The 14360-nt window shown below is 54.8% G+C and carries 11 protein-coding genes and 4 tRNA genes; 13 read left to right on the plus strand and 2 right to left on the minus strand.

The features are described from left to right. Window positions 1–30: 30 nt before the first annotated feature. Window positions 31–1095, minus strand: coding sequence for a tRNA preQ1(34) S-adenosylmethionine ribosyltransferase-isomerase QueA (queA, locus tag ACFOMG_RS09150; RefSeq protein WP_376866158.1), 1065 nt, complete (start codon window positions 1093–1095; stop codon window positions 31–33). A gap of 219 nt (window positions 1096–1314) precedes the next feature. Here queA and ACFOMG_RS09155 point away from each other — a divergent pair. The 13 genes from ACFOMG_RS09155 (at window position 1315) to ACFOMG_RS09215 (ending at window position 12815) form a co-directional block, all read left to right on the plus strand. Further along, a tRNA-Leu gene (locus tag ACFOMG_RS09155) sits at window positions 1315–1401 on the plus strand. Window positions 1402–1478: 77 nt separating this feature from the next. After that, a tRNA-Leu gene (locus ACFOMG_RS09160) sits at window positions 1479–1565 on the plus strand. A 67-nt stretch (window positions 1566–1632) separates the two neighbouring features. Then, window positions 1633–1719, plus strand: a tRNA-Leu gene (locus ACFOMG_RS09165). Window positions 1720–1767: 48 nt separating this feature from the next. Then, window positions 1768–1854 (plus strand) — tRNA-Leu (locus ACFOMG_RS09170). Between the two features lie 154 nt (window positions 1855–2008). Next, window positions 2009–3568, plus strand: a complete 1560-nt coding sequence (locus tag ACFOMG_RS09175) for a methyl-accepting chemotaxis protein (RefSeq protein WP_376866160.1) — start codon at window positions 2009–2011, stop codon at window positions 3566–3568. 171 nt (window positions 3569–3739) lie between these two features. Beyond that, entirely contained in the window at window positions 3740–6106 is a 2367-nt protein-coding gene (locus ACFOMG_RS09180) for a c-type cytochrome (RefSeq protein WP_376866162.1), read from the plus strand. A 10-nt stretch (window positions 6107–6116) separates the two neighbouring features. Next, entirely contained in the window at window positions 6117–7496 is a 1380-nt protein-coding gene (locus tag ACFOMG_RS09185) for a DUF1501 domain-containing protein (RefSeq protein WP_376866163.1), read from the plus strand. A gap of 18 nt (window positions 7497–7514) precedes the next feature. Next, window positions 7515–8000: a TlpA family protein disulfide reductase gene (locus ACFOMG_RS09190; RefSeq protein WP_376866164.1), complete on the plus strand. Its 486-nt coding sequence runs from the start codon at window positions 7515–7517 to the stop codon at window positions 7998–8000. Between the two features lie 3 nt (window positions 8001–8003). Beyond that, window positions 8004–8210, plus strand: a complete 207-nt coding sequence (locus ACFOMG_RS09195) for a DUF4266 domain-containing protein (RefSeq protein WP_376866166.1) — start codon at window positions 8004–8006, stop codon at window positions 8208–8210. Window positions 8211–8227: 17 nt separating this feature from the next. Then, window positions 8228–9388, plus strand: a complete 1161-nt coding sequence (locus tag ACFOMG_RS09200; protein WP_376866167.1) for a DUF3570 domain-containing protein — start codon at window positions 8228–8230, stop codon at window positions 9386–9388. Window positions 9389–9408: 20 nt separating this feature from the next. Further along, window positions 9409–10305, plus strand: coding sequence for an FAD:protein FMN transferase (locus tag ACFOMG_RS09205; RefSeq protein WP_376866168.1), 897 nt, complete (start codon window positions 9409–9411; stop codon window positions 10303–10305). 94 nt (window positions 10306–10399) lie between these two features. After that, window positions 10400–11929: an amidase gene (locus tag ACFOMG_RS09210; protein ID WP_376866169.1), complete on the plus strand. Its 1530-nt coding sequence runs from the start codon at window positions 10400–10402 to the stop codon at window positions 11927–11929. Between the two features lie 37 nt (window positions 11930–11966). After that, window positions 11967–12815 (plus strand): SDR family oxidoreductase, encoded by an 849-nt coding sequence (locus ACFOMG_RS09215; RefSeq protein ID WP_376866171.1) that lies wholly within the window; start codon window positions 11967–11969, stop codon window positions 12813–12815. Window positions 12816–12890: 75 nt separating this feature from the next. Here the strand turns inward: ACFOMG_RS09215 and ACFOMG_RS09220 are convergent, their stop codons facing one another. Then, window positions 12891–14279 (minus strand): SLC13 family permease, encoded by a 1389-nt coding sequence (locus ACFOMG_RS09220; RefSeq protein WP_376866172.1) that lies wholly within the window; start codon window positions 14277–14279, stop codon window positions 12891–12893. Window positions 14280–14360 lie beyond the last annotated feature (81 nt).

Genomic DNA, 14360 nt, shown 5'->3' on the forward strand with positions numbered 1-14360 from the left:
AAAACATTCGCGAGTCATAGTCACACCCGATTAATTATCTGAAGAAACAGCTGGCTCACCAGCTGGGGTTACAAACATGGCATCGCCATAACTGTAAAAACGGTAACGTTCGGCAATCGCCTGCTGATAAGCCGCCATCACCGCCTGCTGACCGGCAAAGGCCGACACCAGCATAATCAAGGTCGATTCCGGCAAGTGGAAATTGGTGATCATGGCGTCCACACTGCGGAACTGATAACCCGGATAAATAAAAATTTCACTGTCGTCATAAAACGGCGCTATCTCGCCACTCTGACTGGCACTTTCGAGGCTGCGAACCGAGGTTGTACCAACCGCAATCACGCGCTTACCGGCAGCCCGGGTGCTACGCACGGCATCCGCCACATCCTGAGAGACTTCAATGTATTCCGAATGCATCTGATGATCGTGAATATTATCAACCTTAACCGGCTGGAACGTGCCAGCGCCCACATGCAGCGTCACATAGGCAAAATTGACGCCCTTTTGCTGCAGTCGCGCCATCAATGCATCATCAAAATGTAAACCCGCCGTCGGGGCTGCCACGGCACCGGGTTTTTCTGCATACACCGTCTGATAGCGGTCTTTGTCTTCTTCGCCATCATCCCGCTCCATGTAGGGCGGCAACGGCATATGACCGACCTCATCCAGTAACGTCAGTAAGGGTTTATCCGCAACAAATTTCAGATGAAATAACGCCCCCTGGCGGGCCAGTACCTCTACCGCCGTACCCTCTGCTTTTCCGCCACCCAGATAAATCGTTTGGCCCGGCTTAGGCGAACGGGAACATTTGATATGTGCCAGTGCTTCGCGGTCATTCAGCACCCGTTCGATCAGTGCTTCCAGCTTGCCACCACTGTCTTTTTCGCCGAACAAGCGCGCCGGAATCACCTTGGTATTATTGAATACCAGCAAATCCCCCGGTTGCAGCAGTGCTTCGATATCGCGGAAAATTTTATGCTCAACAGCGCCATCACGCCCGTCCAGGCACAACAAACGCGACGCACTGCGCTCTGCCATCGGATAACGGGCAATCAGCTCATCCGGCAGGTCAAAATTAAAATCACTGGTTTTCATCGGTTTCGGCTGGTCTGTACATTCTGCATCGGTGGTGGATACCCTCATGACATATCGCTCAGGAAGGCCGGACTCAGGTTACCAATAAGCGGTAACATCAGAGAGCGCCAAGATTACCGGATAAGCGCCACTAAGTTAAGGAAATCCTTAGAAAAAACTGTTGACAGCCCAAATATCATCTGTAGAATGCGCCGCCACTGACACAACAGACACCGATTTGCCAGAGTGGCGAAATTGGTAGACGCAGGGGATTCAAAATCCCCCGCCTTAACGGGTGTGCCGGTTCGAGTCCGGCCTCTGGTACCAGTTATTGCAGGTACGCTTCGGTATCTCGGTCAGTGACAATGATTCAGTAACTCTCTACTCGTTACTGAATGAAAAATGCCCAGGTGGTGGAATTGGTAGACACGCTAGCTTCAGGTGCTAGTGGCCTTACGGCCGTGGGAGTTCAAGTCTCCCCCTGGGCACCAATTATCAATTGATAGTTGGTGCCACATTTTTCGCAGATACACTTTATTCAGCTTTGCTGAACGCCTTGCCCAGGTGGTGGAATTGGTAGACACGCTAGCTTCAGGTGCTAGTGGCCTTACGGCCGTGGGAGTTCAAGTCTCCCCCTGGGCACCATAACCTTCAGTGGTTATGGCAAACGTTATGAGCACAGGTGAACACCTCGCCCAGGTGGTGGAATTGGTAGACACGCTAGCTTCAGGTGCTAGTGGCCTCACGGCCGTGGGAGTTCAAGTCTCCCCCTGGGCACCATATCCTTCGATACAAACCACCCCTTTGATACAAAAACTCCTCGCTCAATCCGTTAAACCCAAATCCGCTATACCTGATCGTTTTTAGCCGATTGATTGCGCACAACAATGACTCCTTGTCTAAACTGAAGAAAACCCCTGGCAAGGAATCCGATATGAGCCGCCTCACCCCTGGCATCAGGCTATTGCTGACCCTGACCACTGCCCTGCTGCTGGCCGTCATCAGTGCATTTATCAGCGACAACAACCTGCTGGCCATCGCTATACCGGCAATCCTTACGGCCACACTGGTCAGCATACTGCCCGGCAGCACCGCACCAGCGGCGCCACAGGACAACGACCAGCCTGACAAGAATGAAGAACTGCACACAAACATCGCCCGCTATGGCGGCGATATCGCCATCGCCGCCGCCGAAGTGGCCTTTGGCGCCGACCAGCTACAACGCAAAATTCACGATGAACTGAACGACACCCAGCAACTGATTTTTTCGACCGATGCTATTCGCGACAGCATCAACAACATTGCCAGCCAGACACAACAAGCCTCCAGCACCACAGATACCGCCAAAGAAGCCAATCAAAAAGGCAAACAGGCACTGGAGCTGATCCTGCCACAAATGGAAAATACCCTGCAGCAAACCCACGCCAACGGCGAACTGGTCGCACAACTGGAAGCCAAGTCCGAACAGATTCAGAAAGTGACCAGCGTTATCAGCGACATCGCCGAACAAACCAACCTGCTGGCCCTGAATGCCGCGATTGAAGCCGCCCGCGCCGGCGAACAGGGCCGCGGTTTTGCAGTGGTTGCTGACGAAGTACGTGGCCTGGCGGCTAAAACGTCCAATGCCACCGAAGAAATCGGCAAAACCGTGTTACAGATTAACCAGGAAATCAAACAAACCGTTGCCAACAGCCAGTCACTCAGCAATACCATTGACCAGAGCATGACGATGACGCGCGAAATCGGCGAACACCTGAACGAAATCTTTCATTATTCCGATACCATCGAGCAAGCCATTAAAGCCATTCACAGCAGCGTTGAACAAAACAGCCAGAGCATTCATCAGATTTCCGATATTCTGCAACAAACCAGTCACCGATTATCCGACAACGAACAGGATATCCGTACGATTTCACGCCGCTCGTTATCGTTATCCGAAAGCGCTGAACATATTTATGAAGCCATGGGCGAACAGGTGCTCAGCGGCGTCCATCAACAGGCCCTGGCTGAAGCCCGGCAAGCCAGCCAGGCCATCAGCGAATGTTTCGAGCAGGCACTGCGTGATGGCCGCATCAGCGAGTCCGCCCTGTTTGACCGTAACTACCAGCCTATCGCTAACACCAATCCACAAAAACACAGCAGTGGTTTTGATCAGTTTACCGATCAGGTGTTACCGGCGATCCAGGAGCCCATCCTGCAACGCCAGCCAGCCTTTATCTACGCTGGCGCAGTTGATAATAACGGCTACTTCCCCACCCACAACAAATGCTTCAGTCAGCCATTAACCGGCGACTATCAAACCGATCTGGCCAACAACCGCACCAAACGCATTTTTTCCGATCGCACCGGCTCACGCTGTGGCGCCAATACGCGGCCTATGTTGTTGCAAACTTACAAACGCGATACCGGTGAAGTGATGCACGATTTATCCGTGCCTATTGAGGTCAACGGCCGTCACTGGGGAGGCTTCCGCATCGGTTACCGCAGCCACTGACACACGCCAGGCGACAAAGTCGACAACCTGGTACCAGAGTGCCAGCGTTTTTCAACAATCAGTCACATTATTCGCACCACACCTCTGCTATGGTTTGCTGACAACAACGATAACGTCGCTGGCAGACGCGCCAGCAGGAAGACGCCGGATTCTGGTGGCAGAGGAACTTTCATGAACAAACACACCGACATTGGCTGGCAGGCCTTATGGCTGCTGCTGGCTTGTCTGACCCTCAGTGGTTGTATCAACGACTATTCCGGCGACGTTGGCGGTGCATCCGCCGGCGGTGATGGCTTTGTTGCCGGCCAGGTCAACGAGTCAGGGCGTCAGCACTACCTGACGCAATGTGCCAGCTGCCACGGTGCCGATGGCAATGGTACGCCGTCCGGCTCGTCACTGGTGGGCTGCGCCACCTGCTCAACCCTGAGTGTGTTAGCCGATGAAATTGAACGCACCATGCCGGTGGGCAAAACCTCACGCTGCGTCGGCGACTGCGCCAGCGACACCGCCGAGTTTATCCTCCAGGCCTTTAACGATCGCATTCTCAATGGCAATACCACCAGCCTGACCGGGGTCAGCAACAGCAGTCAGCAAACCACCTTACGTCAGGCAGCCCTGCAGCTGGTTGGCCGCTTACCCAATGCTTCTGAAGTTGCTCAGGTACAACAACGCGGCGACAGCGGTTTAAGCCAGGTGTTATCCGGCATGATGACTGAAGACGCGTTTTACCAGACCTTAATGGAAATATTTAACGAGCAGCTGCTGACCGATAAATACCTCAGCCGCAACCTGAACGAAGGCGGCATCAATCTGCTTGATAACGACGATTTCCCGAACCGCAAATGGTACAACGATGAGTACCCCAGCCAGGGCGACAGCGATCCGTTACGAAACCTGCGCAACTGCGCCCGTACCCAAAGTAACGATGCCGTCGCCCGCGAGCCACTGGAGCTGGTGCGTTATGCGGCTAAAAACGATCTGCCACACACGCTGTTTATGACCGCCGACTTTATCATGGTGAACTGGTACAGCCAGCAGGTTTACCAGGCCGAACTGCTGGATAAAAACGCCAGCTTCCGCCAGCTGCCACAACCGGTATGCGAAGCTGACGGCCAGAGTCTGAGCTGGGACCCGGATGATTTCCGCCCGGCACGCATCAACAAAGCGCTGCAGTATGAAAGCAATGGCATTCCCCATGCCGGCGTATTAACGTCAGCTATGTTCCTGAACCGCTACCCAACAACCTTTACCAACCGTAATCGTCATCGCTCAAAAATTGTGTTCGATTATTTCCTCGACACCGATATCCTGAAAATTCAGGGGGATCGCCCCGGCGATGGCATTGGCAACGGCATGCCCAACCCAACCCTGCTGGATCCGGCCTGTTACGCCTGCCATCAGGTGATGGATCCGGTGGCGTCGGCGTTCCAGCACTGGACCGACCGTGGCCAGTACATTATTACCGGTAATACTTCAGTTAACCGCTGGGACAGCTCCGACATTGAACCTGCCGGTCTGGGCGGGAAAAAAGTGCCGTTATCCGGTGATACCGGTTATTTCCGCAACATGCTGCAATGGCTGGGTAATGAGATTGCCGCCGATCCACGCTTTATCCGTGCCACAGTGCGCACCCTGTATAAAGGCCTGGTCGGCCAGGAGCCGTTGTTATCTCCCGGCGAACATGCCAGCGATGCCGATATCAGCGCCTTCAACGAGCAACGCTCGGTACTGAACGCCATTGGCCAGGCGATGGTGGCCGACAACTGGGACATCAAAACCGCCATTAAAGGCATCATTATGACGCCCTATTACCGTGCTGCTGCGGTGAATACCACGGCCCGGCCAGCCAACCTGCACATCGGTTCCAGCCAGTTCCTCAGCCCGGAACAACTGCAGCGGAAATTGCGTGCCACACTGGGCATTGTCTGGGACGATTTGCGTTACGAAAGTAATCGCCTGATGTTAGGCGGCATGGACTCGGACTCGATTATTGAGCGTATCCGTGAACCCAGCGGTCTGATGGTGGCCATCCAGAATCGCATGGCGGTGGAAATGGCCTGCCGCGCGGTACCTTACGACTTCAGCTGGCATAACAGCAAACGGCGGTTATTCCCCTATGTCGAAACCAGCAGCAGCCCACTGAACGAAAACGGTGCCCCCGATGCCGTGGCCATCGCCGCGATCAGACGCAATCTGCAACACCTGCACTGGACCTTATTAGGCGAACAGCTGAGCGACAACAGTGCCGAGCTGAATGCCAGCTATCAGCTGTTTATGGACGTTTTTAATCAGGGCCAGATCATGATGGCTTCCCCTAACGACTTCGACCCCTGGCCCAGAAGTAACCCATGCCAGGCGACCCGCGACTTCCGTGAGGATGGCCGCACCGCTGCAGCCTTTGAGGACACCAGCAATAACAGCGATGTTGCGCCTGCAGACCGGCGCCAGCGTATCACCGATGACAACAACTACGTGGTACGCAGCTGGGTCGCTGTGCTGACCTATCTATTATCCGACTACCGCTTTGTGTACCAATAAGGAGGCTGCCATGAAACGACGTCAATTCTTACAGCTGCTGGCCGCCACCGGAATCACCACCAACCTGCCGGCCTTCAGCGCCCGCGCTCAGGCGGCAACCGCTCCCGGACAGTATCTGGTGGTGGTCAATGCCGGCGGCGGCTGGGACCCGACCTCCATCTGCGACCCCAAAGGCCTGAACCAGGCTTACAGCGATAATTCCAGCCGTCATCAGGGGTCAACCAATTCCGTCGCACTGGATAACAACAAACAGTTTGGCCAGATCCGCTGGAGTGCCATCCCCGAGTTTGTCTCCAATGACGACGCCGTACGCAGCCGCATTGAACAGCAGTTTGATCAGTTTTTCCGCGGTTATGGCGACCGCCTCACGGTCATCAACGGCATCGATAACGGCACCAACAATCACGATACCGGCAGCCGGGTAACCTGGTCAGGCAATGATGAGATCGGCTACCCGTCAATCAGCGCGTTATACGCAGCGGCCGTGTCTCCGACACTGCCAATGGCCTTTATCAGCAACGGCGGTTACGATTTTACCGACTCATTAGTCGCCCGGGCACGGGCTAACAGTGCGGGGTTTATCAGTGAAATTGCCGACCCGAACCGGCGTTATACCGATGCCGGCGACGGCTTTGTTCACGGCGTGAACTACCGCTCCCGTGATCAGCAAACCGATATCTATGGCCAGATCCGGCAAGCGCAACAGGCGCGTTTACAGCGCCAGCAAAACCGCGAAGCCTTGCCACAACGACGGGCCCAGTTAAGCCAGTTATTTACCGTACGCAGCAGCGACAGCAATCTGGGGGCACTGACCGTTCACCTGGAAGACATTAAGCAGAACGTCTCGCGCGACGAGCACTGGAACACCGACCGCGCCCGCTCCTTAAAAAGCCAGGCGGAAGTGGTCAGTGCTGCATTTAAGGCCAACCTGGCAGCCAGTGCCAACCTCAATGTCGGTGGTTTTGATACGCACGGCAACCACGATGCCAACGCGTATCCGCGTTTAGGCGATTTACTGGAAGGCGTTCATTTCCTGCAAAAAACACTGGAATACGCCGGTATTGCCGACCGTACCACCATCGTCATCGGCTCAGATTTTGGCCGTACCCCGTATTACAACTCCGGCAATGGCAAAGACCACTGGCCCATCAGCAGCGTGATGGTATTACATCCACAGGGTTACAGTACCGGCGGCCGGGTATTTGGGGCCTCCAGCACTGATTTCCGCGCTCAGAAGATCAATCGCCAGACCGGTCTTGCCGATGTGAATGGTGATATTCTCGGGCCTCACCATGTTAATAATGCCCTGCGCCAGCTGATGGGCATTCATGATCGCCCCATCAGTACCAACTATCCGCTAAACTTTACGGCGTTTGATATCTTCAGCTGAACTGAATAAGGAATTATCGTGCGAATTTTTGTCCTGCTACTGTCGTTATTGTTAGCCCCGCTCAGCCAGGCGCTGGAACTGGGAGATCCGGCACCGGGGTTTAAGCTGCCGTTGCTGACCCAGAAAGGCACCCTCAGTCTGTCGCAATACCGCGGCAAGGTGGTGTATCTGGATTTCTGGGCATCCTGGTGTGGCCCGTGTCGCAAGTCCCTGCCGTTGCTGAACGACCTGCGCCAGCAGCTGCAAGACCAGCCGTTTGAGGTGCTCGCCATCAACCTCGACGAAGACATCAAAGACGCACGCCAGTTTCTGAAACAATTCCCGGTCAGCTACCCAACGCTGCATGACAGCCAGGGCGACTCCCCCCAACGGTATCAGGTACGCGGTATGCCAACTTCCTACCTGATCGACAAACAGGGCAAGTTGCGCGCCGTACACGCGGGCTTCAAACCGTCGGATATGAAAAAAATCCGCCGTCAGGTCAGCGTACTGCTGGAGCAATAAGCCATGCGTGTCTTTGCAATCATCACCATTGTGGTACTGGCCAGCGGCTGCGCTCAGGTTAAACCCTGGGAACGGGGTAACTTATCGCAGGAGGTGATGGCCTGGCAGATCGATCCTCTGAAAAGCTCGCTCGATAACCATGTGTATTTCAGCAAGGAAGGTTCGTCCGGTGGCGGCCAGGCCGCTGGTGGTGGCTGCGGCTGCAATTAACCGACGAGTAACAATGGATGAGTCATAAAACCAACGCCTTAGCCGCTCTGGCTGCCGCCTCTTTGCCGCTGCTGGCTCAGGCAGAAGCCCGCCCGGAAGAAAAAGTTATGGCTTATCGCTACAGCCATTACAGCGAAAGCGATAATCCCAGAGCACGGACCTTTACCCCGGAAACCCGGCGCTACGATATCAATGTCCATCAGTTCCGCCACGCCCGGCCGTTGGGTGAAGACTGGTATCTGGATGGTGAGTTGCAGTACGAAACCCTGTCGGGGGCGTCGCCGCTGCAAACCTACCAGCAGGATGGTAAAAGTGTGCTGGTGACGTCTGGCGCCACCATCGACGAACAACGACTGGACATCAAAGCCTCTCCGCGACGTTATTTCAGCCAGGGCACGCTGGCAGGCAACGCCGCACTGTCTTTGGAAAATGACTATCAGTCGCTGGCTTTGGGCGGCGACGGCACCCTGGAATTATTCGATAAACACACCACCCTGATGGCCGCCATCAGTGCCTCCTACGACACCTTATCGCCCAGCGATCAGGACCAATACCCGGCACGTCAGGCGTTTGACCGTAAAAACAAACGCAGTGTGTCTGTCTATCAGGGCGTCAGTCAGATCCTGGACAAAAACCGGGTCATGCAACTGGGTGTGGGCCTGACCCATTTATCGGGCTATTTATCCGATCCGTATAAAACCTACGACCAGCGCCCCGGTGAGCGTGATCAGTTCACCATCAATTTTCAGTACCGCCATTTTCTGAACGTTGGCGATGGTGCCGCACTGCATGCTGACTACCGCTTTTATGCGGATGACTGGGGTATCTGGTCTCACACCGTCAGCGGCCGCTGGGCACAACAGATTCGTCAGGACAACGGTGTCGGCTGGCAACTGATTCCGCAACTGCGCTATTACCGCCAGAGTGAAGCCGATTTTTATACGCTGGAGCGTTATCCCGGTGGTGAATTTTACAGCTCAGATGCACGCCTCTCCAACTACGGCGCGATTACGCTGGGACTGGAAGGCCGGGTACGCTGGAATAACTGGATCGTCAGTCTCGACGGCCAATATTATTTTGCCGACGAAACCCTGTCGCTGGTGCAGCGCAGCGCTGATGAAACGCCCTCATTGTTAAGCTATACCCTGCTCAGTCTGGGCGTTGAATACCGCTATTAAGGCGCAATGAGCAAGCCACGATGAAGATTCAGCACTTCCATTTCAGCGCCATGGCTTCCCCCTGCCAGCTTCACCTGCTGGGCGACAATACACAATGCCGGCGGGCTGCCGCAGCCGTCGAGCAGGAAGTGCGCCGGATCGAGCAAAAATACAGCCGTTACCGCGACGATTCCGTCCTCAGCGAACTGAATCAGCGCGCCGGCCAAACCTGTAATATCGATGCCGAAACCGCCTATTTACTGAATTACGCCCGGGTTTGCTGGCAACAAAGTGATGGTCTGTTTGACATCAGTTCCGGCGTCCTGCGCCAGCAATGGGATTTCCGTAACGCCCGCCTGCCCGACCCTCAGCAGCTGCAGACGCTGCTGCCGCGGGTTGGTTTTGACCGCTGTCAGCTACTGCAACATAACGAACAGCACCAGTTGCTGATGCCCGCCGAGATGGAAATAGACTTCGGCGGCATTGGTAAAGAATACGCTGCCGACCGGGCCGCAGCACTGTGCCGCCAGCATGGCATTCACTCAGGTGTGGTGGACTTAGGCGGCGATCTGTTGGTACTGGGGCCTAAACCGGATGGTTCTCCCTGGTTACTGGGGGTACGCCATCCGCGCGATCCGGACAAGGCGTTTGCGCAGTTACCGGTCTATGAAGGGGGCATGGCCACCAGCGGCGATTATGAGCGTTATTTTGACCATCAGGGCCGGCGTTATTGTCACCTGCTTAACCCCAGCAGCGGCTGGCCGGTGGACTATTGGGCATCCGTCACCGTACTGGCTCCCAGCTGCCTGTTGGCTGGCAGCTTCTCCACCATTGCGATGCTGAAGCAACAACAGGCGCAGGACTGGTTACAACAACAAAGCCTGCACTTTCTTGCCATCCGTCCGGACGGCAGCCATATCAGTCAACGCAACCACTGACAACAACGCCGTTAAAACAGCAACCGGAACCATGGTTTTATTGTGTGGCACTGATAGAATCTCAGCCAGTTAACAATAATGATAAGGTATCGCCATGGACAGTTCCGCTGCCCCCTCCTCTGCCCGACCACACAAACTGCTGAGCCAGGATGATTACCAGAGTTACGATGCCATGGGTCTGGCACAGCTGGTCAAAAGCGGCGACGTCAGCGCCGAAGAACTGTTACAGGCGGCCATTCAGCGCGCCGAGGTGGTTAACCCTGCAATCAACGCCATCGTCACGCCGTTATACGATTTCGCCCGGCAACAGATTCGTGCCGGCCTGCCCGATGGCCCCTTTACCGGCGTGCCGTTTTTATTAAAAGATCTGCTGTGTGCGCTGGAAGGAACGCCGATGAGCAACGGCAGCAATGCCTTCAAAGGGCAGATTTCTCCCAGCGACAGCGAACTGACCCGGCGTTATAAAAACAGCGGCGTGGTGATTTTTGGCAAAACCAACACTCCGGAATTCGGTTTAATGGGCGTCACCGAACCCAAAGCCTTTGGCGCCAGCCGTAACCCCTGGAATACCGCCCACACTCCGGGTGGCTCCAGCGGTGGCTCAGGTGCGGCCGTGGCAGCCGGGATTGTGCCAATGGCCTCAGGCGGCGACGGTGGCGGCTCAATTCGTATTCCGGCGGCCTGTTGTGGTTTATTCGGCTTAAAACCCAGCCGTGGCCGCACTCCGACCGGACCGTATTTCTCAGAATTATGGGATGGCGCAGCCGTGGAGCACGTGTTAACCCGCAGCGTGCGCGACAGTGCCGCCATGCTGGATGTGATCGCTGGCCCGGACGCCTCCAGCCCGTACCCGATGGCGAAACCGGCCTCTTACCTGCAGGCACTGCAACAACCGCTGCGGCCGTTAAAAATCGGTTTTACCAGCCAGTCGTTTGTCGGCAAAGCGGTTGATGCCGAAGCGGTAAAAGCCGTTGAGCACAGCGTCACGTTGTTACAGCAACTGGGCCATCAGGTCGAAGAAGTACAACTGCAGTTTGATACCGAAGCACTGGCCGACAGCTACCTGACCATGTATTTCGGCCACGTTGCCGCCGATATGGACTACGCCGCACAACTGTTAGGCACCGGCTTTGGCAATCTGGATGTCGAAGACGCAACAAAAACCATCGGCTACATTGGCAAAAATATTTCCGCCGGCGACTTTGTCAGTGCCAAACGCCGCTGGAATCAGTTTGCTCAGACCATGGCCATGTATCACCAGCGGTTTGATCTGTTATTAACCCCAACCCTGGCTTCTGAACCGGTGGCAATTGGGGCGTTTGAACCACCAGCGTTTGAAAAAGCCGGCATGAAACTGGTCAACGCTTTTGGTCTGCACAAATTATTACTGAAAACCGGCATGGTGAAACAGATGGCCATGGACAACCTGGAAAAGCTGCCGTTTACTCAGCTGGCGAATCTCACCGGTGCACCAGCGATGTCAGTGCCGTTACACTGGAGTGCCAACAATCTGCCATTAGGAGTGCAGTTTATGGCACCGATGGGAGATGAAGTCACCCTGCTGCAACTGGCTCAACAGCTGGAACAGGCACAACCCTGGTTTAACCGGGTTGCCACGATTTAAATTAAGCCGACATGATTTTAACCCGCAAGGAATCAGCATGAAGCCACGCACTGTTTTAATTACCGGATGCTCCAGTGGTATTGGCCGGGCATTGACCGAAGCGTTTTTGCACCATGGTTTTCACGTCTACGCTGCGGCACGGAACACCGACGCCCTGAGCAATCTGACTGCTGAGCATCTGACGCTTGTCAAAATGGACGTTAATAACGCTGACGAGATCAGTGCGGCGGCCGAACAAATACAGCAACAACACGGCCAGCTGGATTGTCTGATAAACAATGCCGGTTACGCTGCGATGGGCCCGGTGGTGGAATTATCCGCCGACGACCTGCAGCGTCAGTTTGCCACCAACGTGTTTGCGCCGATGGCGTTAACCAAAGCATTATTACCGCTGCTGCGCGCCAGTGGTAATGCCCAGGTGGTGAATATCGGTTCGGTATCCGGCATATTAACGACGCCGTTTTCCGGGGCTTATTGTGCCACCAAGGCAGCACTGCATGCGTTATCGGATGCTCTGCGGATGGAGCTGGCACCGTTTAATATCCGCGTTGTAACAGTACAACCCGGCGCCATCGAATCAAAATTTGGTGAAAATTCGCTGGCAAACCTGGGCGATTTAATCACCGAACAATCGATTTATGCGCCACTGAAGCAATCCATTGCTGCCCGCGCCACCGCCTCGCAGGACAACCCAACACCCGCCAAACTGTTTGCAACTGAGCTGATGGCCCAGTTACTGAGTCGACCGGATGCGGTGATCCGCATTGGCAACGGCAGCCGGGCTCTGCCGCTGATGCGGCGCTGGTTACCACTGGAATGGCTGGACAAAATTTTAAGTAAGAAATTTGGCCTGAGTTCGTTAGCCGGCAAGGCACCAGGGGAATAACTCAGATGCCAGAGAAATAACCTCCCAGGAAAACCGCCCGCAGGCGGTTTCAGTCACAGGCCTGGGCACCCGGTTTCACCAGAACAACCAGGCGTAAAAAGTAATCAGAACAATACAGACCAGATTCAGGCGCACACCTACCCGCATCATATCTTTCTGATCGACATGACCGGAGCCAAACACGATGGCGTTTGGTGGTGTGGCAACCGGCAACATAAAAGCACAGGAAGCGGACACCGCAATAACGGTCGATAACACCAGCGGAGACACTCCCAGGCTTTCAGCTACCGCAGCAAATACCGGTACCAGCAAGGCTGCACTGGCGGTATTACTGGCAAATTCCGTCAGGAAGACAACAAAGGTAACCACACTTAACAGTGCCACCAGCACACCGGCCTGATGTAAAAATGCACCCATGGTTTCTGCCAGAAAAACACTGGTACCGGTGGCTTTTAATACCGCACTTAAACACAAACCACCACCAAACAATAACAACACCCCCCAGTCGGTAGTCCGTTCGATATCACGCCAGCGCACCACGCCAAACAGCGCCAGCAGAATAATGGCATTAATGGCAATAATACTGTCAATTTTAGCGAGGCCGCCGAGCAGCTGATTCAGGCTGCCACTGAAAATCCAGCACAACGCAGTAAAGGCAAAAATAGCCAGTGTCATTATCCGCGCCGGCGTCCATTCCATCACTTGATGTTCAGCATCAAAGCGGTATTTTAAATCCGGTTTGGTCACCCAGTAGAGCACAGCAATAGCGACCGGCAACAACATCAGAGCCACCGGTGCGGCCAGTTTCATCCAGCCAAAGAAGTCCAGCCCGGTCTGAGCTGCGGCAATCGCATTCGGCGGACTGCCCACCATGGTCGCAATACCACCGATACTGGCGCTGTACGCTACCCCTAATAACGCAAACAAATAGGTTGGCTTTTGTTTTACCGGATCAAGCTGGCTGAGAATCCCCAGTACCAGTGGCAACATCATCGCCGTCGTTGCGGTATTACTGATCCACATCGACAAACCGGCAGCCACCCCAAACAACATCAGCAAAGCCAGCATCAGATTGCCCTGTGCCAGATGTAATACTTTATTGGCAATAGCTGCATCCAGCTTCTGGGCGTGTAACGCTGAGGCCAGGGCAAAGCCCCCCAGGAATAAAAAGATAATCGGGTTGGCAAAATTCGACAGCGCCTTCGGCGTATCGAAGACATCAAACGCCACCGCCAGCAACGGCACCAGTAATGCAGTGATACTGACGTGAATGGCTTCGGTCAGCCAGAGAATGGCGATAAACACCAGAATGCTCAGGCCGGTCACCACTTTCGGGTCAAACGGCAGGCTGTTGTATAACACGGCAAACACAATCACATCGATCAGGATGATCAGGTGATTGCGATCAAACAGCGGTTCAGCCGGTACTTTTTCCGGCGTGTATTGTGGACGTATATCGGACATACAGGCTCCCGTTTTATTATTGTCCGGGCCAGCGACCCGGGACGTTATGCGGTAATACATTAGCGCTAGCATACGCCTGGC

The sequence above is a fragment of the Bacterioplanoides pacificum genome (assembly GCF_042648445.1).
GTDB classification, from domain to species: domain Bacteria; phylum Pseudomonadota; class Gammaproteobacteria; order Pseudomonadales; family Oceanobacteraceae; genus Bacterioplanoides; species Bacterioplanoides pacificum.